Origin of the sequence: Pantoea sp. (genome assembly GCF_039594315.1) — a bacterium.
Taxonomy (GTDB): domain Bacteria; phylum Pseudomonadota; class Gammaproteobacteria; order Enterobacterales; family Enterobacteriaceae; genus Pantoea.
On the sequence record NZ_JBCNNP010000042.1, the window covers coordinates 1 to 22,078 of the forward strand.

Consider the following 22,078-nt stretch of genomic DNA (forward strand, 5'->3'; position numbering starts at 1 on the left):
GTGACACCAGACCAACCCTCACAGCCGAGGTGATCCCGTGAGCATGGACATCAGCGATTTTTACCAGACGTTTTTTGATGAAGCCGATGAGCTGTTAGCGGATATGGAGCAACACCTGTTGGGACTCGATCCCCAGGAGCCCGATTCCGAGCAGTTGAATGCCATCTTCCGCGCCGCCCACTCCATTAAGGGCGGAGCCGGTACATTTGGCTTTACGGTATTACAGGAAACCACCCACATCCTGGAAAACATTCTGGATGGTGCGCGCCGCGGCGAAATGCAGCTCAGCACCGACATCATCAACCTGTTTTTGGAAACCAAAGATATTATGCAAGAACAGCTCGATGCCTATAAAACGGCGCAGGAACCGAATGCAGAAAGCTTTAAATACATCTGCGAAGCGCTGCGTCAGCTGGCACTGGAAGCAAAAGGCATCGCGCCTGAAGCACCAAAAGTGGCCGACGTGGTTGAAATCGCCGCAGCGGTTACTGCTGCCGCTGGCCTGCGTCTGAAACTGGTTGATCTGAAAGAAAAAGAACCAGATTTGATGCTGGAAGAACTGGGCAATCTCGGCACCGTTTCCGATGTGGTAAAAGGCGCAAATTCGCTGGAAGTCACCATTGATGGCGTCGGTAAAGACGACATCGTGGCGGTGTTGTGCTTTGTGATTGATGAAGCACAAATTCAGTTCCCGGAAGCCGCTAGCGCGCCAGCGCCGGTTGTCGCCGAAGTAGTGGCTGAAGCCGCGCCGGTTGCCACCGTCACCGATATTACGCCTGCCGCGAAACGTGAACCGAAACGCGCCGCTGCACCGGCCAAAGTCAGCGAATCCAGCAGCATCCGCGTTGCGGTAGAGAAAGTTGACCAGCTGATTAACCTGGTCGGTGAATTAGTGATCACTCAATCGATGCTGGCACAACGTTCTGGCGCGCTGGACCCGGTGGCGCACGGCGACTTGCTGAACAGCATGGGCCAGCTGGAGCGTAACGCTCGTGACCTGCAAGAATCGGTGATGTCGATTCGTATGATGCCGATGGAGTACGTCTTCAGCCGCTTCCCGCGTCTGGTGCGCGATCTGGCCAGCAAGCTGGGTAAAGAAGTGGAATTGACGCTGCTGGGTAGCTCAACCGAACTGGATAAGAGCCTGATCGAACGCATTATCGATCCGCTTACTCACCTGGTGCGTAACAGCCTCGACCACGGTATCGAAACGCCAGAAAAACGTCTGGCGTCCAACAAAACTGCCGTCGGCAACTTAACGCTGTCAGCGGAACATCAGGGCGGCAACATCTGCATTGAAGTGATCGATGACGGTGCCGGCCTGAACCGCGAACGTATTCTGGCTAAAGCGTTGTCATCCGGTTTGCCGGTGAGCGACAGCATGAGCGATGAAGAAGTCGGCATGCTGATCTTCGCGCCAGGCTTCTCCACCGCCGAGCAGGTCACCGACGTTTCCGGTCGTGGCGTCGGTATGGACGTGGTGAAACGTAATATTCAGGAGATGGGCGGCCACGTCGAAATCTCCTCGAAGCAGGGTAAAGGCACCACCATTCGCATCTTGCTACCACTGACGTTGGCGATCCTCGATGGCATGTCAGTGCGTGTGGCCAACGAAGTGTTCATTCTGCCGCTCAATGCGGTGATGGAATCACTGCAACCGACCGCCGAAGAGTTGAAACCGCTGGCCGGTGGCGAGCGCGTGTTGGAAGTCCGTGGCGAATATCTGCCGTTGGTTGAGCTGTGGAATGTGTTTGAAGTGCAGAACGCCAAAACTGACGCGACTCAAGGCATCGTGGTGATTCTGCAAAGCGCAGGTCGTCGCTACGCACTGTTGGTTGATCAGTTGATTGGTCAGCATCAGGTGGTGGTGAAGAACCTCGAAAGCAACTACCGCAAAGTGCCAGGCATTTCAGCCGCCACCATCCTTGGCGATGGCAGCGTGGCGCTGATTGTGGATGTTTCAGCACTGCAATCGTTGAACCGTGAAAAGCGTGTGGCCGGTGCCGCAGCGTAATAGATAACGAAAGGGTAAAAAAATGACTGACATGGCAACCGTGACCAAAATCGCTGGCGAAACCGTGGGCCAGGAATTCTTAGTTTTCACACTGGGTGACGAAGAGTACGGCATCGACATTCTGAAAGTGCAGGAGATCCGCGGCTACGATCAGGTAACTCGTATCGCCAACACGCCAGAATTCATCAAAGGCGTGACCAACCTGCGTGGCGTGATCGTGCCGATTATCGATTTGCGCGTGAAATTCTCGCAGCCGGATGTCGATTACAACGAGAACACCGTGGTGATCGTACTGAATCTGGAGCAGCGCGTGGTGGGTATCGTGGTTGACGGCGTTTCTGATGTGCTGTCACTGACGCAAGAGCAAATCCGTCCTTCGCCGGAATTCGCCGTGACGATGTCAACCGAATATCTGACCGGACTCGGCGCGCTCGGCGAGCGTATGTTGATTCTGGTCGACATCGAAAAGCTGCTGAGCAGCGAAGAGATGGCGCTGGTCGATAATCTGCGTACCGCATAATCCGCATTAAAAACGGGCTGTTCCGGCAGCCCGTTATCATCACTAAAGTCAACTAATTCCCTTGTAAATCAATTACAAAAGTTCGAAAAACCCTACTTTTTCTCTCAATATTCCCCGCCGCTGGTCGATAACTGTTGTGTACCAACTTTTCTCTATTTTCCAGGGCAAACTATGTTTACACGAATCCGCGTTGTCACCAGTTTACTGCTGGTGTTGTTAGTGTTTGGCTTCCTCCAGCTGTTATCCGGATCGCTGTTTTTCAAAGCGCTCAGCGATGACAAATCCAGTTTCAACGTTTCACAACTGGCGAGCAAAAATACTGCCGCCATCAATGACGCCTACATGAGCCTCAACCAGAGCCGTGTGGTACTCACCCGTATTCAGCTGCGTATGGCGACCAGCAAACTCACTGGCGCAGAAGCGGATATTGCTGGTCTATATGACGACAGCAAAGCGTTCCAGAAAAATGCAGCGGATAATTATCAGCTGTTCAAATCGGTGCCGGACACGCCAGGGCAGGATGTCGAGCTGAATAAGCGTTTAGATGTCACTTATACCGCTTACGCTAGCGCGCTGGGTCAATTGCAGGATGCGCTGCTGGCGAAAGATCTGGTGCTGGCCGGTAAAGCGCCGGTTGCGCCGAATCAAAATGCCTTCCTGAAAGAGTATCGCCAATGGCGTGCCGACCAGGATCGTTTAACCGAAGCGGGCGTAGCCGCCAACACTTCCGCTTATCAGCATATGATCTGGCTGCTGGCTGCGGTGATGGCGCTAGTGGTGGCGGTGATTGCGTTGTGCTGGTTCGGCATGCGCAAAATCCTGATCAAGCCGCTGAATGACAACATCCAACACATTCAGCACATCGCGCAGGGTGATTTAACGCAAAGTATCGCGGTCAACGGTCGCAACGAAATGAGTCAGTTGGCTTCCAGCTTGCATGATATGCAGCAGTCGCTGGTGCGTACCGTGAGTGATGTGCGTGACGGTTCCGACGCCATCTTTACCGGCGCGAGTGAAATCTCTGCGGGCAACAACGATCTCTCGGCACGTACCGAAGAGCAGGCGGCTTCACTGGAACAGACCGCCGCCAGCATGGAACAGCTTACGGCGACGGTGAAACAGAATGCGGAAAATGCACGTCAGGCGTCGCAGTTGGCATTGAGTGCATCGGAAACCGCACAGAAGGGCGGCGATGTGGTGCAAGGCGTGGTACGCACCATGAGCGATATCGCGGGCAGTTCGAAGAAGATTGCCGATATCACCAGCGTGATCGATGGCATCGCCTTCCAGACCAACATTCTGGCGCTGAACGCCGCCGTTGAAGCAGCGCGTGCCGGTGAGCAGGGCCGTGGTTTTGCGGTGGTTGCCGGTGAAGTGCGTAATCTGGCTCAGCGCAGTGCGCAGGCGGCGAAAGAGATCAAAAGCTTGATCGAAGATTCGGTTAGCCGTGTTAACAGCGGTTCTGAATTGGTCGGCACCGCCGGTGAGACCATGAGCGACATCGTGAATGCGGTGACGCGTGTCACTGACATCATGGGCGAGATTGCCTCGGCGTCTGATGAGCAGAGCCGCGGTATCGATCAAGTGGGCCAGGCGGTAACGGAAATGGATCGCGTGACCCAGCAGAACGCCTCGCTGGTGGAAGAATCTGCGGCGGCGGCGGCTTCACTGGAAGAGCAGGCGAGCCGCTTGAGCCAGTCGGTGGCGGTGTTCCGCGCGCCGCGCGCCAGCCAGGCACCCTCGCAGGCGAAAGCCGCGGTGCGTCATCCACAAATTGCGCCTCCGACGTTAAGTGCACCGCGCAAAGCCGTTACTGCGGCGGTGAGCGATAGCAACTGGGAAACGTTTTAAGTTTAGCGTCGCTGTCTCTCACCCTAACCCTCTCCCACCAGTGGGAGAGGGAACCGCCTGCAGAAGATGCAAGTGTTGCACGGTTTTCCCCCTCTCCCGCGTGCGGGAGAGGGCCGGGGTGAGGGACAAACCACTCCAAACTCAAATGCGCCTTTATCGCTCAGCCGATAAAGGCGCATTTTTTTTACTGTTAATTTCTTTAGTTATAAAACACTGCATTCATGCTTAAACGCAGAGTTTTAATTCGTAAAGTAGCTTAAACGCCCTGAAAAATTCACAACGGCGGTCGATAACAGGGGGAGCCAACACCTTTCTCTGGAGAATCTATGTTAAAACGAATCAATGTCGTCACCAGCCTTATCGCCGTCCTGCTGGTTTTTGGTGCTTTGCAATTGCTGTCCGGCGGCCTGTTCTGGTCGGCGTTACAAAAAGATAAAGAAGCGTTTGCGGTGGCGCAGACCTCAACCAACAACGTTGCCGCCATGTCAGATGCGTGGATCGAATTAAACCAAACGCGCACCGTCCTCAACCGCGCCATGTTGCGCATGCAAGGCACCATGGCTGCACAGGCCAATGGCGGCCAACTTTCGGCCTTAATCAGCCAAACAGAAAAACAGCTCGACGTTGCAGCGGCGCACTATCAGCGTTATTACGATCTGCCCGGCACTCCGGGTTTGCCGGATGCGCTACGCGATGAGCTAGAAGCGAATTACGCCGCCTTCAACAACGGCTTGAAAGCGATGCTGGAGCGCCTGAAAGCCAACGATCTGCAAGGTATGTTTGCGCAAAACATCGAAGCCAAGCAGGTGGCGATGAAAGCGACCTACGAAAAGTGGCGCAGCGCGCAGAGTGCTTTATCTGCCGAAGGCGTGGCGCAAAACCAACAAGCGTTCCACACCATGATGTGGTTGCTGGCCTCCGTGGCGATCATCGTGGTGGCGGTGATCATCGGTTGCTGGTTCGGCCTGCGTAGCGTGCTGATCCAGCCGCTGCATCAACTGCTGGCGCATATTCGTCACATCGCTGCGGGCGATCTCACGCAAACCATCACCGTGGAAGGGCGTAACGAAATGAGCCAATTGGCGTCCAGCTTGCATGAGATGCAGCAGTCGCTGGTCACTACCGTCGGCAATGTGCGCGACGGTTCCGATGCGATTTTCACCGGTGCCAGCGAAATCTCGGCCGGTAATAACGATCTTTCGGCGCGTACTGAAGAACAAGCCGCATCGCTGGAGCAAACTGCTGCCAGCATGGAACAGCTCACTGCCACCGTTAAGCAGAATGCTGAGAATGCGCGTCAAGCCTCGCAATTGGCGTTGAGTGCGTCAGATACCGCACGTAAAGGCGGCGATGTAGTTGATGGCGTGGTGCGTACCATGCACGAGATTGCCGGGAGTTCGAAGAAAATCGCTGACATTATCAGCGTAATCGATGGCATCGCTTTCCAGACCAATATCCTTGCTCTGAACGCCGCCGTAGAAGCCGCACGCGCTGGCGAACAGGGCCGTGGTTTTGCTGTGGTGGCGGGTGAAGTGCGTAACCTGGCGCAACGCAGCGCGCAGGCAGCGAAAGAGATTAAAGGGCTGATCGAAGACTCAGTCAATCGCGTGAACAACGGTTCACAGCTGGTGGGCACCGCCGGTGAAACCATGAATGACATCGTCGGTGCGGTAACGCGCGTGACGGATATCATGGGCGAAATCGCTTCGGCTTCCGATGAACAGAGCCGCGGTATCGATCAAGTGGGACAAGCGGTGACCGAGATGGATCGCGTCACGCAGCAGAATGCCTCGTTGGTGGAGGAGTCGGCGGCAGCGGCGGCTTCACTGGAAGAGCAAGCGAGTCGTTTAAGCCAGGCAGTATCGGTGTTCCGCATTCCGCGCGCCGCGCAGTTGCAACCGGCTAAAGCAGCGGTTTCTCGTGTGGTGAACAGCGCGCCACGCAAAGTGGTCGCTACGCCGGTAAGCGATGGCAACTGGGAAACGTTTTAAGTTATTGCGCTCGCTGTCCCTCACCCGTGCCAACCGCACCCGATCTACATATTCTGCGATCGGTTCCCTCTCCCACTTGTGGGTGAGGGTTAGGGTGAGGGACCAACCGCACCAATCCAATCTCCTCCCGCTGGTCCAACCCCTTCCATCACGCATAAAGATCCCCCGCACAGCGCCGATAACAGAGGCGATCCGCCAACCAATGAGGTGTTTATGTTTAGTCGTATTCGTGTTGTTTCCGGCTTGCTGTGCGTGCTGGTGTTGTTTGCCTTACTGCAGCTGTTCTCCGGGGGAGTGTTTTATTCCACGGTGAAAGCCGATAAAGATAATTTTGCCTATAACCAGCGTCTTAGCACGCTGCAACGGGCGATGGGCACCTCATGGGTATCGCTGGTTCAGGCGCGTAACACGCTGAACCGTGCAGGGATCCGTTATCTGCTGGACAGTCAGCAGGCAGGCTCGGGCGCGACCGTGAAAGATCTGGTGGCGCTGGCGAGTGAGGAATTAAAGAAAGCGGATGCCGGTTTCGCTGACTTTAACGCCAATTTGTCGGAAAAGGGCAAAACCGCGGAAAACGTGTTGACGTTGCAGGCTAACTACAACGCCTACCGTGGCGCGCTGAGCGAGTTAATTGAGTTCCTCGGCAGCGGTAATTTCAAAGGATTTGTTGACCAACCCACTCAAGGATTCCAGGACAAATTTGCCAAGGATTATGACGCCTGGTTAGCCAATAACATTGTGCTGGCGAATAAAGGCATTGAGGCCAACCAAAGCGCCTACAGCCAATCGATCCTGATTGTAGCGGGCACGCTGTTGGTGACGTTGCTGGTGATTTTACTGGTGTGGAGCGGTATGCGTTCGGTGCTGATCCGTCCGCTGAAACAGAGCATTGAACACATCCGTCACATCGCTCGCGGCGATCTCACGCAGCAGATTGAGATCAACGTGCGCAATGAGATGGGTGAATTGCTCAGCTCTCTGCAAGAGATGCAGCAGGAACTGGCGCGCACCGTACGCAGCGTGCGCGATGGTTCTGATGCGATTTACACCGGTGCCAGCGAAATCGCCATGGGCAACAACGATCTCTCCTCGCGTACCGAGCAGCAAGCGGCTTCGCTGGAAGAGACCGCCGCCAGCATGGAGCAGCTCACTGCCACGGTGAAGCAGAACGCCGAAAACGCCCGTCAGGCTTCGCAGCTGGCGTTGACTGCCTCCGAAACCGCGCAGCAGGGCGGCAAAGTGGTCGATGGCGTGGTCACGACCATGAAAGAGATCACCGGCAGCTCGAAGAAAATTGCTGACATCATCAGCGTGATCGACGGCATTGCCTTCCAGACCAACATCCTCGCACTGAACGCCGCGGTAGAAGCTGCGCGCGCCGGTGAGCAAGGTCGTGGTTTTGCGGTGGTGGCAGGCGAAGTGCGCAGTCTGGCACAACGCAGTGCGCAGGCGGCGAAAGAGATTAAAGGATTGATTGAGGATTCGGTCAGCCGCGTCAACACCGGTTCGGTGCTGGTGGAGAGCGCAGGGGAAACCATGACCAACATCGTTAATGCGGTTACGCGCGTCACGGACATCATGGGCGAAATCGCCTCGGCGTCCGACGAGCAGAGCCGTGGCATCGATCAGGTGGGTCTGGCGGTGAACGAGATGGATCGCGTGACCCAGCAGAACGCCGCGCTGGTAGAAGAGTCTGCGACGGCGGCGGCGGCACTGGAAGATCAGGCCAGCCGACTGAAACAGTCGGTTGCGGTGTTCAATATTGGTAAAGAATTTGTCGTTCAGGCCGTTAACGTAACTACAGCGGCAAAAAATGTACGCTCTGCCGCGCCAAAAGCACTGGCGCAACCGGCAGGCGCACGCAGCGCTGACGATAACTGGGAAACCTTTTAATCACTGTGGCCGCCGCAAGGCGGCCCGTGAACACGGCGCGTACTGGCAGCACAGTAGCAACCGCAGTATCACAATTTAATCAGTTTGTTGCCGGGTGACCTGAAATGAAGAAATCGACGTTATTGGATCAAAGTGAAGCGACAACGCTGCTTGCGCAAATGGTGCAACGCTTGCCGCTCTCAGATACTCACTTTCGTCGTATTAGCCAGCTGATCTATCAGCGTGCGGGCATTGTGCTGGCCGACCACAAGCGTGAGATGGTCTACAACCGCCTGGTGCGCCGTTTGCGCATGCTGAATATTGATGACTTTGGTCGTTATCTGGCGCTGCTGGAGCAAGACCAAAACAGTGCTGAGTGGCAGGCGTTTATTAACGCGCTGACCACCAATCTGACCTCATTCTTCCGCGAGGCGCATCACTTCCCGATCCTTGCGGATCATGCGCGTAAGCGTAGCGGGAATTACAGCGTATGGAGCACCGCCGCCTCAACGGGCGAAGAGCCGTACTCCATCGCCATGACGTTGGCGGAAACGCTGGGCACTGGGCCGGGTAAATTCCAGGTGCATGCCAGCGACATCGATACGCAAGTGCTGGAGAAAGCGGTGGCGGGCGTTTATCGCCAGGAAGAGTTGCGCACCTTGTCACAATCGCAGCTACAACGCTTCTTCCTGCGCGGCACCGGACCGCACGAAGGCATGGTGCGCGTGCGTTCCGACCTCGCCAACATGGTGAACTATACGCAACTGAATTTACTGGCACACGACTGGGCGTTGCCAGGTCCGTTCGACGTGATTTTCTGTCGCAACGTGATGATCTATTTCGACAAAGAGACGCAGGAACAGATTCTGCGCCGTTTCGTGCCCCTGCTGAAACCCGGCGGTCTGCTGTTTGCCGGGCACTCGGAGAACTTTAGCCAGATCAGCAAAGAGTTCTGGCTGCGTGGACAGACAGTCTACGGACTGAGCAAGGAAAGACGATGAGCAAAATCACCGTGATGTGCGTGGATGACTCTGCGCTGATGCGACAGTTGATGACTGAAATCATCAATAGCCATCCCGATATGGAGATGGTCGCGAGCGCGCCAGATCCGCTGGTGGCGCGGGATTTAATCAAACAGTACAACCCGCAAGTGTTGACGCTGGATGTGGAAATGCCGCGCATGGATGGCCTCGATTTCCTTGAGAAGTTGATGCGCTTACGCCCGATGCCGGTGGTGATGGTGTCGTCACTGACCGGCAAAGGGTCGGAAGTCACGCTGCGTGCGCTGGAGTTGGGCGCGGTGGATTTCGTCACTAAGCCGCAGCTCGGCATCCGTGAAGGCATGCTGGCCTATAGCCAAATGATTGCCGACAAAATTCGTGCGGCAGCGCGTGCCAAATTGCATGCGCGCGCGGCCACGCCGGTGCCTGCCACGCTGAAAGCGGGCCCGCTGTTAAGTAGTGAAAAACTGATTGCCATCGGTTCTTCAACCGGCGGCACCGAAGCGATTCGCCATGTGCTCCAGCCGCTGCCGGCCACCAGCCCAGCGCTGCTGATCACCCAGCATATGCCGCCCGGTTTTACCCGTTCATTCGCTGAGCGACTGAACAAGCTGTGCCAGATCACCGTAAAAGAAGCGGAAGACGGCGAGCGTATTTTACCGGGCCACGCCTACATTGCGCCGGGCGCGATGCACATGGAGCTGGCGCGTAGCGGTGCCAACTATGTGGTGAAACTGAATGATGGCCCGCCAGTGAATCGACACAAGCCATCGGTGGATGTGCTGTTCCGCTCAGTGGCGGTACACGCAGGACGAAATGCGGTTGGTGTGATTCTGACCGGGATGGGTAACGACGGCGCGGCCGGGATGCTGGAAATGCATCGCGCGGGCGCCTGGACCATCGCGCAGAACGAAGCCAGCTGTGTGGTATTTGGCATGCCGCGCGAAGCGATTGCGATGGGCGGCACCAGTGAAGTGGTCGATTTAGGCCACATCAGTCAGCACATGCTGGCGAAAATTAGCGCCGGACAGGCATTGCGAATTTAACGAGCCCGTCCTGCTGGACGAGACAACACGGGAGTAGATATGGCTGATAAAAATATGCGCTTTTTGGTGGTGGATGACTTCAATACGATGCGTCGTATCGTCCGTAACCTGCTGAAAGAGCTGGGATTCAATAACGTCGAAGAAGCAGAGGACGGTGTTGATGCACTGACCAAACTGCGTGCTGGCGGCTTTGATTTCGTGGTTTCCGACTGGAACATGCCGAACATGGACGGTCTGGAACTGCTGCAAACCATCCGTGCCGATGCGGCGCTGAGCAAACTGCCGGTGCTGATGGTGACGGCGGAAGCTAAGAAAGAGAACATCATCGCCGCCGCGCAGGCCGGTGCCAGCGGTTATGTGGTTAAGCCGTTCACGGCCGCCACGCTGGAAGAGAAACTGGGCAAAATATTCGAAAAACTGGGTATGTAAGGAGATGTGATGAGCGACCTTTCGAAATCAACCGAAGAAGCCTCTGCACACGACATTATTGCCCGGATCGGCTCACTGACGCGCATGCTGCGTGACAGTTTGCGTGAGCTGGGGCTTGACCAGGCGATTGCCGAAGCGGCGGAAGCGATTCCCGATGCGCGCGATCGTTTGGATTATGTTGTGCAGATGACGGCTCAAGCGGCAGAACGTGCGTTGAACTGCGTTGATGCAGCGCAGCCACACCAGGACCAAATGGAAGCCGGCGCCAATCAGCTGAAAGGCCGATGGGATGCATGGTTTGAAAATCCGATTGAACTGTCAGATGCGCGCGAGTTGGTTTCGGATACGCGCCAATTCCTGACAGATGTGCCGGGACACACCTCGTACACCAACAAGCAGTTGCTCGAAATCATGATGGCGCAGGATTTCCAGGACCTTACCGGTCAGGTGATCAAGCGCATGATGGATGTGATCCAGGAGATCGAGCGTCAATTGCTGATGGTGCTGCTGGAGAATATGCCAGAAGCGAACGCCGCGGCCCGCAAAGAGGGCAACAGCCTGCTGAACGGCCCGCAGATCCATGCCAATGCACCCGGCGTGGTGGCGAACCAGGATCAGGTTGATGATTTGCTGGATAGCTTAGGGTTCTAAGTTCGCTTTCCCTCACCCTAACCCTCTCCCACACGTGGGAGAGGGGATAATTAGGCGGGTATCGCCTGCTTTGCTCCCTCGCCCTCTTGCGGGAGAGGGCCGGGGTGAGGGACAGCGCGCCCCTCACTTCACACAGCGCGCTTCTGCGCCATCGGCAACTGCGCCACCAACACCTGCACGCCCAGCGCTTCAAACGCGGCAATCTGCGCTTTAGAAATCCCGCTATCGGTAATCAAATAATGAATGTGGCTCCAATCGCACGGCAAGGCGAACATCGACACCTTATCGATCTTGCTGGAATCGGCCACCACATACACGGTATTGGCGGAGTTAATCATCGCCATTTTGACTTTAATATCGGTCTCACTCGGAAAGCTCAATCCCAGGCGCGGTGAAATACACGCCGTAGCAAGAAACAACTTCTCCGCCAACACGTTTTCGAAAAACGACGCTGCTTTCTCACCTGACGTCGACAGCGTAGGGAATTTAAACGTCCCGCCGGTGAGTAAAATATTGATCCCCGGCTCGCCACCCAGCTTCAACGCAATGTTCACCGCCGTAGTAATCACCGACAAACGGCGAATGTGGCTAATCGCCTCGGTAATCGCTGTGGTGGTGGTGCCGGAATCGAAAATTACCGTGTCGCCATTTTCCACATACTGCGCGGCCAAACGCCCAATCGCCTGTTTTTCTTCAAGATGTGTTTGACGCTCCAACAGCATCGCGCCGGTATTTTGTTTACCGGTCATCAAGGTGGCACCACCGTGATAGCGCTGCACATGCCCCTCTTTTTGCAGCATACGCAGGTCGGTACGAATCGTCGCTTCCGTCAAACCAAAAGTATCGGTTAGCGCTTTCACCGTGACTGTGCCGTCTTCGCGGATCATCTCCAGAATCTTCTCACGGCGCTGCTGCATGTCAGCCAGCTGCTCAGTTTTGCTTTTCAATCGAAATGCTCCCTCTTTCCAATCACGGTCTGATTTCGCTCATAAGGAAACCCGAGCTGATTTTACTCTGCGTTTTGGGCATTTGCGAGGTGGCTCGCAACGACAATGATTTTCGAATGAAAATCATTGTGTGCTATGCGATTGATTTCTCATAACGGGGTTAGCAGCTCTTTCCATATCAATTTATTCGTGTTTTATTCAAATTCAATTAAATCATGCAGATAAAATTTATTGCGATGATTTGTATGAAATTTGATCTCACCCACAAACCGTTGCGAAACGATAGCTTATATTTTTGTTCGAAAATCAATAACGCCAAACGATAACCCGGCCAGCCATAATCAGAGCCAAAGGAGAGAAGATGAGTGGTGAATATGATGTCAACCTGCGCTACGGCGTGGACAGCAATCTAGATCTGACTGGCAAAGTGGCGGTGGTCACCGGCGGGTTGGGCGGGATTGCCATGGCCAGCAACGCCATGCTGCTGGAGAAAGGTGCGCGGCTGGCGCTGCTTTATCCTCCATTTGAACGTGACAAAGTCGCCAGCGTGCAGGCGCAATTTCCGTCAGATAGCGTGCTGTTGGTGTGCTGTGATGTCACCGAACCGGCCTCGGTCGAAGAGGCTTTCGACCACGTAGAACAGCATTACGGACAGCTCGATATTCTGGTGAACTGCGCGGGTTATGTGATGTTGCAGCCGGTATTGGAAACTGACTTCGCCGAATGGCAGAAGCAAATTGCCGTAAATCTCACCGGCCCGTTCCTCTGTTCACAGGCCGCAGGCAAACGCATGGTGCGCGCCGGTAACGGCGGCAAAATCATCAACATTGCCTCGCAAGCTGCTTCCATCGCCATTGATAACCACGTTGCTTATACCTCAGCCAAAGCGGGCTTGCTGGGCATGACCAAAGTGATGGCGAAGGAGTTCGCTCCGCATCGCATCAACGTGAACACCTTGTCGCCGACCGTCGTACTGACGCCAATGGGTGAAAAAGCCTGGCGTGGCGAGAAGGGCGAACAAATGAAAAAACTGATCCCATTAGGACGATTTGCCTATACCGACGAAATCGCCGCCGCCGTGCTGTTTTTCGCCAGCAACGGCAGCGACATGATTACCGGTGCAGATTTAATGATCGACGGTGGCTTTACCATTTGGTAAGCCGCGCCAACACCAGCACCACCCATAAAAACAATCGGCTGACCCTGCAATTACAACAAAGAGAATACCACCATGAAAAAACGTACCCTGCTGTTGACTGCTATTGCTAGCTGCATGTTGTCTCAAGCCAGTTTCGCTGCCGAAAAAGGCACCATCATGATTCTGGTGAACTCACTGGATAACCCGTATTACGCTTCGGAAGCTAAGGGCGCGAACCTTAAAGCACAAGAGCTGGGGTATAAAACCAGCGTGCTGTCGCACGGCGAAGATGTGAAGAAGCAAAGCGAATTGATCGATGCGGCTATCGGTAAAAAAGTGCAGGGTATCGTGCTGGATAACGCCGACTCGACGGCCAGTGTGGCGGCCATCAAGAAAGCCAAAGATGCCGGGATTCCGGTAGTGCTGATCAACCGTGAAATTCCGGTTGATGATGTCGCTTTGGCGCAAATTACGCACAACAACTTCCAGGCTGGCTCTGACGTCGCCAACGTCTTCGTCGAGAAGATGGGTGAAAAGGGCAGCTACGCGGAGCTGACCTGTAACCTCGCCGACAACAACTGCGTCACCCGTTCCAAATCCTTCCATCAGGTACTTGACCAATATTCCGACATGAAAAGCGTGGCGCGTCAGGATGCCAAAGGCACCTTGATCGACGGCAAACGCATCATGGACAGCATCTTGCAGGCGCATCCGGACGTGAAAGGCGTGATCTGTGGTAACGGCCCTGTCGCGTTAGGCGCGATTGCGGCACTGAAAGCGGCGGGGCGTAATGACGTCATCGTGGTGGGGATTGACGGCAGCAACGATGAACGCGATGCGGTCGAAAAAGGTGACCTGAAAGCCACAGTGATGTTGCAAGCACAGGCGATTGCCGCGCAGGGCGTGACCGATCTCGACAACTTCATTCAGAAAGGCACCAAGCCGGAGAAACAGCGCGTGATGTTCCGCGGCATCCTCATCACTCCAGACAATGCTAAAGGCGTGCAGGACTTTAACTTCAAGTCGTAATTATCAAATCGGTGCGCCCGTGTAACGGGCGCCCAGGAGAATGTAATGCACAGACGACTCTGGTTACTGCTTCCCGTCGTGATCCTTAGCGGTTGCCGCATTGTGTCGCAGCAGGAGCTGGCCGACTTAAAAAATCCCCCAAATCCGAAAATGGCGAACATCGCTCAAACCTGGCAGCAGAAGCTGGTGCCGCAGGTTCAACATGATGCTAAGCCGGTGGCAGAACTGCTCAATCAGTTGAAGTCCGCCAAGGATTTTGACAGCGCGTGTAAAACCTATGGTTACCGCAGTCAGGAAGAGAATCCCTGCGTGTTTAGCGTCAACGTCAGTGGCGAAGTGACGGCAGTCAACACCACTTCAAAAAATGGTCGCATGACGGTGAAAGATGTTTCAGGCGACAACATTACCGTGCAAATCGGCCCCATCTTCCCCGGCACCGTGTTGCGTGACGCCTATAAAGGTGCCAGTTATCAAGACTTCAACGATCAGGTGCTGTTTGGCGATTACAGCAAGGCGATCAATCAACAGGCGGCCAACATGATGAGCGCTTTCAAGCCGAAGGTGGGCGACAAAGTGCAGCTGGTTGGCGTGTTCAGCAGTTTCGATACGCCCGAGCAGGTGCCGAATGTGACACCCGCCGCGATTACACGTCAGTAAGGAGCGGATATGAGCAATCCTCAAAGTGACGTGATTATCGAAACGCGCAATGTGTCGCGTATCTATCCCGGCGTCACCGCCCTCGATCAGGTTAATTACCGCGTTTATCGCAATAAGGTCAACGTGTTGATCGGCGAAAACGGCGCGGGCAAATCGACCATGATGAAAATGCTGGCCGGGGTTGAAGTCCCTTCATCGGGCGAGATCTTGTTGGATGGTGAAGCGGTGTCTTTAGGCTCCACGCATCAGGCGGAAAAACACGGCATCAGCATTATTTTTCAGGAGCTGAACCTGTTTCCCAACATGAATGTGATGGACAACATTTTCATGGCCAACGAGTTTTTCCAGCGCGGGGTGATCAACGAAAAGTACCAATATTCGCTGGCTAAAGCGTTACTGGAACGATTGGAGCTGGATGTCGATCCCTACGCGCCGCTAGCTGAGTTGGGCATTGGCCATCAGCAGTTAGTGGAGATCGCGCGGGCGCTGTCGAAAGACACCCGCGTGCTGATCATGGATGAACCGACTAGTGCACTCAGCCAGTCTGAAGTGAAAGTGTTGTTTAACGTCATCGAACAGCTTAAACGCCGTGGCGTCACCATCATCTATATCTCGCATCGGCTTGAAGAGCTGATGGAGATTGGCGATCACATCACCATTTTCCGTGACGGGCGTTTTATCAGTGAGCGCGAAGTGCGCGATGCCTCGATTCCCTGGATCATCGAACAGATGGTCGGCGACAAGAAAAAACACTTTGATTACCAACCGGCACCACAAGGCGACACGGTACTCAACGTTAACGGACTTACGGCGCTGCATCAAAACGGCGGCTACAAGCTAAATGATGTCTCTTTCTCCTTACGCAAAGGCGAGGTGATTGGCATTTACGGCTTGCTGGGCGCAGGGCGTACCGAATTGTTCAAAGGTCTGATTGGCATGATGCATTGCCAGTCTGGCAGCGTCAGTCTGAATGGCGAGGCGCTGGAGAAACGTAAGTTTCAGCAGCGGCTCAAAAAGGGCATTGCGTTAGTGCCGGAAGATCGCCAAACCGAAGGCGTGGTGCAACTGATGTCGATCACCGCCAACATGACGCTCAGCGATCTCAGCTTGCGCGGATTCCGGCGCTGTTGGCGCATGCTCAATCCACAAAAAGAACAAAGTCGCGTCGACGAAATGATTGGTCACCTGGCCATTAAAGTCAGCGATGCAGAACTGCCGATCACCTCGTTAAGTGGGGGTAACCAGCAAAAAGTGGTGCTCGGCAAAGCCCTGATGACCGGACCACAAGTGGTGTTGCTGGATGAACCGACACGCGGCATTGATGTCGGGGCAAAAACCGATGTGTATCACCTGATTGGCAATCTGGCTCAACAGGGATTGGCGGTGATGTTCTCCTCTTCCGAACTGGATGAAGTGATGGCGCTGGCCGATCGTATTTTGGTGATGGCGGATGGCCGCATTACCGCCGACTTACCGCGCGCGGCGGCCACGCGTGAAGCCCTGATTAGCGCCTCAACACCGCACGATTGAGCCTGCTGGAGAATAAGCGATGAATCAAAAATACCTGATCTATATGTACCTGCTGAAAGCACGTACCTTTATTGCCCTGTTAATTGTGGTGGGCTTCTTCAGCTTTATGGTGCCCAACTTCCTTACCACCTCGAACCTGCTGATCATGACGCAACATGTGGCGATCACCGGCTTGCTGGCGATTGGTATGACGTTGGTAATTCTGACTGGCGGTATCGATCTTTCGGTGGGTGCGGTTGCAGGGATCTGCGGCATGGTGGCGGGGGCTTTGCTCACCAACGGCGTGCCACTGTGGGGCGGCAACATTCTATTCTTCAATGTGCCAGAAGTGATTCTGGTGGTGGCGCTGTTCGGGATTGCTTTAGGGCTGATTAATGGCGCAGTCGTCACCCGGCTCGGCGTGGCACCGTTTATCTGTACGCTCGGCATGATGTATGTGGCGCGTGGCGCGGCATTGCTGTTTAACGATGGCAGCACCTACGCCAACCTGGTTGGCACGCCCGCGCTCGGTAACACTGGATTCGCTCTGCTCGGTTCTGGATCGGTGCTTGGCGTCTATATTCCCATCTGGCTCATGATCGGCTTCCTGCTGCTCGGCTTGTATCTGACACGCAAAACTCCATTGGGCCGCTACATCTACGCCACTGGCGGCAACGAATCGGCTGCACGCTTAGCGGGTGTGCCGATTATCAAGGTCAAGGTGTTCGTTTATGCCTTCTCAGGACTGTGCGCCGCGCTGGTGGGCCTGATCGTCGCATCACAATTACAAACCGCGCACCCCATGACCGGCAATATGTTCGAGATGGACGCCATTGGTGCCACGGTACTGGGCGGCACGGCGCTGGCGGGCGGACGCGGTCGGGTATCGGGGTCGATCATCGGTGCTTTCGTCATTGTGTTCCTGGCAGACGGCATGGTGATGATGGGGGTCAGTGATTTCTGGCAAATGGTGATTAAAGGCCTGGTGATCGTTACCGCCGTGGTCATCGACCAGTTCCAGCAAAAATTACAAAGTAAGGTGGTGCTGCTGCGCAGACATGAAAAAAAGCAGCAATCGGCCGCCCTGCCTGAAGCAACGCACGGATAACAGGAGGCAATATGACACGCGATTTTAGTGGCAAAACAGTGGTGATTACCGGCGCCTGCCGGGGAATTGGTGCCGGCATTGCGGCACGCTTTGCCCGCGATGGTGCACGGTTAGTGATGGTCTCAAACTCTGAGCGGGTGTTTACCACCGCGCAGGAAATTGAGAAACAGTTCGGCAGCGAAATTTTGGCGCTGCAAGTGGATGTCACCAACGAAGCCGAGGTGCAGCAGCTTTATCAGCAAGCCGCCGAGCGTTTTGGCAGCATTGATGTCTCGATTCAGAATGCGGGCGTCATCACCATTGATCGCTTTGATGCGATGCCTAAAAGTGACTTCGAGAAGATCCTGGCGGTGAACACCACCGGTGTGTGGTTGTGCTGTCGCGAAGCCGCGAAGTATATGGTCAAGCAAGGCGGTGGCAGCCTGATTAACACCTCATCGGGGCAAGGGCGTCAGGGCTTCATCTATACGCCGCACTATGCCGCCAGCAAGATGGGTGTCATTGGCATTACGCAAAGTCTGGCGCTGGAGTTAGCGCCGTCGCACATCACCGTCAATGCGTTCTGTCCCGGCATCATTGAAAGTGAAATGTGGGATTACAATGATCGCGTGTGGGGCGAGATCCTCAGCAGCGATAAGAAACAGTACGGCAAAGGCGAGTTGATGGCGGAGTGGGTGGAGAACATCCCGCTTAAACGTGCTGGTCAGCCGCAAGATGTCGCCGGTTTGGTGGCGTTTCTCGCTTCAGACGATGCGCGTTATATCACCGGGCAAACCATTAACGTGGATGGCGGATTGATATTCTCTTAAGGTCGTTAGAGGTCGCCAAAAATGGCGGCCCTACAAAACCGCGCTGAACATCGTCGGTCACCATTTATAGTGACCTGGTATAATCCGCACACCATACAAAATAATTCCGCATACCAGCCAACTTTTCACCACTTGTCTTAATCAGAACAAGACGCATCCGGCACCTGCATCAGAATGTGCTAGGGTAGACTTGTGCAGTTTTGTGAGCCACCTCTAATTCTGAGCTAAGTTGAACCCTATTTTTGCTATGTTACTAACTTCGTTTTCACTTAAATTTTTGCGCTTTGCCTCGGGTCTTTCCGCTCTGGTTACCACCATACCTGCCCTGGCGCTTATCTCTGACACTAAAATCGCCGACGCGCCGTTTAGCGATCCCACTCGTTTCCAAAAAATGGCCGATGAGTTGCCCGCGTTGGGATATCAGGATGAAACCGCCGCGTTCGATAAAAAGCTGGCGACCATTGCCAAAAGCATTGGTGAAGCCAGCCAAAACACCAGCGGCGATAACACACTCAGCCAACAAGCCGGTCTTTGGGCTTTTAACCATTTTCGTGATGAGCTGGGAAGCCGACTGGTGAACGAAGGGCAGACGCTACTTTCGCCGTATGGCAATGCGCAAATCGACTTCAATGTTGATATCGACGGCAACTTCAACGGCAGCGGCGCGTCGTTACTAACGCCTTGGGCTGATAACTACCGCTATTTAACCTTTAGTCAGGTGGGCTTCCACCAAACCGATGACGGATTGGTGGGAAATTTTGGTTTGGGCCAACGTTGGGTGGCGGGTAAATGGCTGCTGGGATATAACGGCTTTGTTGATCGTATGTTCAGCAGTGGTCAGCAGCGCGGCTCACTCGGAACCGAAGCCTGGGGTGATTACCTGCGCTTTTCCGCCAACTACTACACGCCGCTATCCGGCTGGCAGGATCGTGATCCGTTCCAGCAACAACGTATGGCGCGCGGCTACGATTTCACTACCCAAGGCTATCTGCCGCAGTATCGCCAACTGGGCGCTTCAGTGAGTTGGCAACAATATCTGGGTGATGACGTCGATTTGTTCAGTTCCGGTAATCGCTATCACAATCCTTCAGCACTGACTTTTGGTGTGACCTATACGCCGGTGCCGCTGGTGACAATTTCGGCCAGCCATAAAACCAGCGATACCGGCGAGAGCCAGGATCAACTCGGTTTGCGCCTCAACTATCGCTTTGGCGTGGCGCTGAGCCAGCAGCTCAGCCCGGATAACGTTGCCGAAGCGCATTCGTTGCGCGGCAGCCGCTACGACAATGTCACGCGCACCAACACGCCGGTGCTGGAATATCGCCAGAAGAAAGTGTTGTCGGTGTTTCTCGCCACGCCGCCGTGGCAGTTAAACGGCGGGGAGAGTCTGCCGCTGAAATTGCAGATTCGTAATGCTAATGCCATCAGCAAAGTTCAATGGCAGGGCGATACGCAGGCGTTAAGTTTGACGCCGGGTGCCAATCCGAACGATCCGCAAGGCTGGAGCATTATCATGCCCGCGTGGGATAGCTCTCCGGGTGCCAGCAACAGCTATCGCTTGTCGGTGATATTGGAAGACAGCAAGCAGAATCGCGTGACCTCGAATGTCATTGTGCTGCAATTGCAGCCGCCGTTCTCGTTGGATCAAGGTGAGGACACTCGGTTTAGTTTTTGACGATTGAATCGGGTGTTGATATGTGGTCGCCCTAAATGTCGACCCGACGAAGACATAAAGCAAAAAAGGGCAGCTTGCGCTGCCCTTTGCTCATCTTCAGCCGACACTAGCCGAGGATGCAATGAGGGAACTTGGTTTTAGAACTGGTAAATCAGACCCACAGCGGTGACATCGTCAGAAGCGATGCCCAGCGCGTTGTTGTCTTTCAACAGGTTAATCTTGTACTCAGCGTACACAGACATGTTTTTGTTGAAGTAATAATTTGCACCGACAGAAACGTATTTGGTCAGGTCAACATCACCAATATCTTCGATATCTTTGCCTTTCGATGATACGTAGCCGAGTGATGGGCGCAGGCCATTCAGGAACTGGTACTGGGCAACGGCTTCGAAGTTAACCGCTTTGTTTGCAAAACCATTCGGGATTGGCGTCGCGTTCAGGGTTTCGCCGTAGATGGTTGCCAGGTAAATCTGGTTGGCGTCATATTTCACACCCGCAGTCCAATGCTGCGCTTTTTCACCATCGCCATGCGTAGCCAGGTTCTGCGCGTTAGTACGATCCAAGCTGGCGTAAGCGCCAACCAGGCTCAGACCAAAGTCGAAATCATATGAGGTTGACAGCGCGAAGCCGTCGCCATTTGAACGACGTACCGCAACAGAGGCATCGCTACGATCGTTTTTGCCTTCGTACTGCGCAGCTACGTTCCAGCCTTTCACCAGACCGAAGAAATCTTTGTTGCGCCAGGTCAGCACACCACCAGAGCGGCCAGACAGGAAGCCATCGGAGTAACCTTGATCGCCGCCGAAGAATGGCAGCATATCGGTCACGCCCAGCACGTCATAGACCAAGCCGTAGTTACGGCCGTAATCGACTGAGCCAAATTGGCCAAATTTGAGACCGGCAAAGCCCAGACGAGTTTTGTTGCCCACGTTGGCATCGCTACCTTCAGAGTTGCTCAGGCTGTACTGGTACTGCCACTGGCCGTAACCGGTCAGTTGATCGTTGATTTTAGTCTCGCCTTTAAAGCCAATACGGGTGTAAGACGCGTTATCGCCATTGGCTGAAGCTGTATCAGAGAAGGTGTGAGAGACGTTAATTTTGCCCGTCAGATCGAGCTTGTTGCCATCTTTGTTATAGATTTCGGCGGCCTGAGCCGAAGAAAGTCCCAGCAGTAAAGGCATCACTGCTGCCAGTAAGGAGCGCTTCATCATTTAATTTTTACCCTGTGAGTTTTTTTAATTTTGTCCCCATGTTTGGGGTGAAAAGAAAATGACACAAAAGGTTCAAGATCGACAGTGCAATATATGTAACATTTTATTTCATATTGGCTTTTTGTGTGATTTTTAATCTTTAATTCCATTATGTGGAAGTTTACATTGGTTAAACTTATCTCTTGATTCGCAGTTTTAAGGTTGATTTAAATAGTTATTTAATTGATTTTGTTGATTTATTTTAACTTTAAAGATGCGTAAATATCACTGTGTTTATTTTCGTTAAATAGCACATCCCTATGCATTATTGTTCAATAACAAATATTCAAATCACTCTAATCATTAGCAGGGTAATTACTTTGTTCATGGCTTTGTGTCTGTTTATTTCTACTTTGATAATAACCTTAGTCATTAAGTGTTATTTAGTCTTGGCTTATCGTTTGGCTGAATAAATAATATCCAACTTAAAAAGTGAGATGTTAAAAAACACACCTTGCTTATTCCTGATCTAATGCACAATTGCTGTTCTTCCTTGCACCAATAAAATTCATTACGCCCCAAAATGGTGCTGAAAACGCGCTATTTTGGCGAAATATTTCCTGCGCGATCACAAAAGCAAC

General features: G+C 53.9%; 18 protein-coding genes. 16 read left to right on the forward strand and 2 right to left on the reverse strand.

Annotated elements, in window-relative coordinates; genetic code table 11:
* The first annotated feature begins 43 nt into the window (after nt 1-43).
* From cheA to cheZ, 9 genes are all read left to right on the forward strand, one after another.
* Nucleotides 44-2,014: a chemotaxis protein CheA gene (gene cheA / locus ABDW13_RS18310; protein ID WP_343554017.1), complete on the forward strand. Its 1,971-nt coding sequence runs from the start codon at nt 44-46 to the stop codon at nt 2,012-2,014.
* A gap of 22 nt (nt 2,015-2,036) precedes the next feature.
* Nucleotides 2,037-2,534 carry a chemotaxis protein CheW gene (gene cheW / locus ABDW13_RS18315; protein ID WP_007892553.1) on the forward strand — a complete coding sequence of 166 codons (498 nt, stop codon included), beginning with the start codon at nt 2,037-2,039 and terminating at the stop codon, nt 2,532-2,534.
* A 171-nt stretch (nt 2,535-2,705) separates the two neighbouring features.
* Nucleotides 2,706-4,385, forward strand: coding sequence for a methyl-accepting chemotaxis protein (locus ABDW13_RS18320; RefSeq protein ID WP_343553991.1), 1,680 nt, complete (start codon nt 2,706-2,708; stop codon nt 4,383-4,385).
* Nucleotides 4,386-4,711: 326 nt separating this feature from the next.
* On the forward strand, nt 4,712-6,376 hold the full coding sequence (locus ABDW13_RS18325; protein ID WP_343553992.1) for a methyl-accepting chemotaxis protein: 1,665 nt from the start codon (nt 4,712-4,714) through the stop codon (nt 6,374-6,376).
* Nucleotides 6,377-6,589: 213 nt separating this feature from the next.
* Nucleotides 6,590-8,269, forward strand: coding sequence for a methyl-accepting chemotaxis protein (locus ABDW13_RS18330; protein WP_343553993.1), 1,680 nt, complete (start codon nt 6,590-6,592; stop codon nt 8,267-8,269).
* A gap of 104 nt (nt 8,270-8,373) precedes the next feature.
* On the forward strand, nt 8,374-9,249 hold the full coding sequence (cheR, locus tag ABDW13_RS18335; RefSeq protein ID WP_343553994.1) for a protein-glutamate O-methyltransferase CheR: 876 nt from the start codon (nt 8,374-8,376) through the stop codon (nt 9,247-9,249).
* On the forward strand, nt 9,246-10,295 hold the full coding sequence (locus ABDW13_RS18340) for a chemotaxis response regulator protein-glutamate methylesterase (protein ID WP_343553995.1): 1,050 nt from the start codon (nt 9,246-9,248) through the stop codon (nt 10,293-10,295). Before cheR ends, ABDW13_RS18340 begins: the two co-directional genes overlap by 4 nt.
* 39 nt (nt 10,296-10,334) lie before the next feature.
* On the forward strand, nt 10,335-10,724 hold the full coding sequence (cheY, locus tag ABDW13_RS18345) for a chemotaxis response regulator CheY (RefSeq protein WP_007892562.1): 390 nt from the start codon (nt 10,335-10,337) through the stop codon (nt 10,722-10,724).
* 9 nt (nt 10,725-10,733) lie between these two features.
* Nucleotides 10,734-11,375 carry a protein phosphatase CheZ gene (gene cheZ / locus ABDW13_RS18350; protein WP_343553996.1) on the forward strand — a complete coding sequence of 214 codons (642 nt, stop codon included), beginning with the start codon at nt 10,734-10,736 and terminating at the stop codon, nt 11,373-11,375.
* A gap of 128 nt (nt 11,376-11,503) precedes the next feature.
* Here the strand turns inward: cheZ and ABDW13_RS18355 are convergent, their stop codons facing one another.
* The gene (locus ABDW13_RS18355; protein ID WP_343553997.1) at nt 11,504-12,322 is read right to left on the reverse strand and encodes a DeoR/GlpR family DNA-binding transcription regulator; all 819 of its coding nucleotides are present in this window, start codon (nt 12,320-12,322) and stop codon (nt 11,504-11,506) included.
* Between the two features lie 361 nt (nt 12,323-12,683).
* Here ABDW13_RS18355 and ABDW13_RS18360 point away from each other — a divergent pair, with 361 nt between their 5' ends.
* From ABDW13_RS18360 to ABDW13_RS18390, 7 genes are all read left to right on the forward strand, one after another.
* Nucleotides 12,684-13,481 (forward strand): GolD/DthD family dehydrogenase, encoded by a 798-nt coding sequence (locus ABDW13_RS18360; RefSeq protein WP_343553998.1) that lies wholly within the window; start codon nt 12,684-12,686, stop codon nt 13,479-13,481.
* 72 nt (nt 13,482-13,553) lie between these two features.
* Nucleotides 13,554-14,489, forward strand: coding sequence for a D-ribose ABC transporter substrate-binding protein (locus ABDW13_RS18365; RefSeq protein ID WP_343553999.1), 936 nt, complete (start codon nt 13,554-13,556; stop codon nt 14,487-14,489).
* A 45-nt stretch (nt 14,490-14,534) separates the two neighbouring features.
* Nucleotides 14,535-15,146 (forward strand): DUF2291 domain-containing protein, encoded by a 612-nt coding sequence (locus tag ABDW13_RS18370; RefSeq protein WP_343554000.1) that lies wholly within the window; start codon nt 14,535-14,537, stop codon nt 15,144-15,146.
* Between the two features lie 9 nt (nt 15,147-15,155).
* Nucleotides 15,156-16,676 carry a sugar ABC transporter ATP-binding protein gene (locus ABDW13_RS18375; protein WP_343554001.1) on the forward strand — a complete coding sequence of 507 codons (1,521 nt, stop codon included), beginning with the start codon at nt 15,156-15,158 and terminating at the stop codon, nt 16,674-16,676.
* A 19-nt stretch (nt 16,677-16,695) separates the two neighbouring features.
* Entirely contained in the window at nt 16,696-17,763 is a 1,068-nt protein-coding gene (locus ABDW13_RS18380) for an ABC transporter permease (RefSeq protein ID WP_343554002.1), read from the forward strand.
* Nucleotides 17,764-17,774: 11 nt separating this feature from the next.
* Nucleotides 17,775-18,572: a glucose 1-dehydrogenase gene (locus tag ABDW13_RS18385; RefSeq protein ID WP_343554003.1), complete on the forward strand. Its 798-nt coding sequence runs from the start codon at nt 17,775-17,777 to the stop codon at nt 18,570-18,572.
* Between the two features lie 247 nt (nt 18,573-18,819).
* A complete protein-coding gene (locus ABDW13_RS18390; RefSeq protein WP_343554004.1) occupies nt 18,820-20,247 on the forward strand; it encodes a YchO/YchP family invasin in 1,428 nt (475 codons plus the stop codon).
* A gap of 137 nt (nt 20,248-20,384) precedes the next feature.
* On the opposite strand, the gene ABDW13_RS18395 is transcribed toward ABDW13_RS18390, so the two are convergent.
* Nucleotides 20,385-21,458, reverse strand: a complete 1,074-nt coding sequence (locus tag ABDW13_RS18395) for a porin (RefSeq protein WP_343554005.1) — start codon at nt 21,456-21,458, stop codon at nt 20,385-20,387.
* Nucleotides 21,459-22,078: the final 620 nt, after the last annotated feature.

What these genes read in the sequence shown, in the direction of transcription:
- cheA (WP_343554017.1), top strand. Translation starts at nt 44, where the DNA reads ATGGACATCAGCGATTTTTACCAGACGTTTTTTGATGAAGCCGATGAG.
- cheW (WP_007892553.1), top strand. Translation starts at nt 2,037, where the DNA reads ATGACTGACATGGCAACCGTGACCAAAATCGCTGGCGAAACCGTGGGC.
- ABDW13_RS18320 (WP_343553991.1), top strand. Translation starts at nt 2,706, where the DNA reads ATGTTTACACGAATCCGCGTTGTCACCAGTTTACTGCTGGTGTTGTTA.
- ABDW13_RS18325 (WP_343553992.1), top strand. Translation starts at nt 4,712, where the DNA reads ATGTTAAAACGAATCAATGTCGTCACCAGCCTTATCGCCGTCCTGCTG.
- ABDW13_RS18330 (WP_343553993.1), top strand. Translation starts at nt 6,590, where the DNA reads ATGTTTAGTCGTATTCGTGTTGTTTCCGGCTTGCTGTGCGTGCTGGTG.
- cheR (WP_343553994.1), top strand. Translation starts at nt 8,374, where the DNA reads ATGAAGAAATCGACGTTATTGGATCAAAGTGAAGCGACAACGCTGCTT.
- ABDW13_RS18340 (WP_343553995.1), top strand. Translation starts at nt 9,246, where the DNA reads ATGAGCAAAATCACCGTGATGTGCGTGGATGACTCTGCGCTGATGCGA.
- cheY (WP_007892562.1), top strand. Translation starts at nt 10,335, where the DNA reads ATGGCTGATAAAAATATGCGCTTTTTGGTGGTGGATGACTTCAATACG.
- cheZ (WP_343553996.1), top strand. Translation starts at nt 10,734, where the DNA reads ATGAGCGACCTTTCGAAATCAACCGAAGAAGCCTCTGCACACGACATT.
- ABDW13_RS18360 (WP_343553998.1), top strand. Translation starts at nt 12,684, where the DNA reads ATGAGTGGTGAATATGATGTCAACCTGCGCTACGGCGTGGACAGCAAT.
- ABDW13_RS18365 (WP_343553999.1), top strand. Translation starts at nt 13,554, where the DNA reads ATGAAAAAACGTACCCTGCTGTTGACTGCTATTGCTAGCTGCATGTTG.
- ABDW13_RS18370 (WP_343554000.1), top strand. Translation starts at nt 14,535, where the DNA reads ATGCACAGACGACTCTGGTTACTGCTTCCCGTCGTGATCCTTAGCGGT.
- ABDW13_RS18375 (WP_343554001.1), top strand. Translation starts at nt 15,156, where the DNA reads ATGAGCAATCCTCAAAGTGACGTGATTATCGAAACGCGCAATGTGTCG.
- ABDW13_RS18380 (WP_343554002.1), top strand. Translation starts at nt 16,696, where the DNA reads ATGAATCAAAAATACCTGATCTATATGTACCTGCTGAAAGCACGTACC.
- ABDW13_RS18385 (WP_343554003.1), top strand. Translation starts at nt 17,775, where the DNA reads ATGACACGCGATTTTAGTGGCAAAACAGTGGTGATTACCGGCGCCTGC.
- ABDW13_RS18390 (WP_343554004.1), top strand. Translation starts at nt 18,820, where the DNA reads ATGTTACTAACTTCGTTTTCACTTAAATTTTTGCGCTTTGCCTCGGGT.
- ABDW13_RS18395 (WP_343554005.1), bottom strand. Translation starts at nt 21,458, where the DNA reads ATGATGAAGCGCTCCTTACTGGCAGCAGTGATGCCTTTACTGCTGGGA.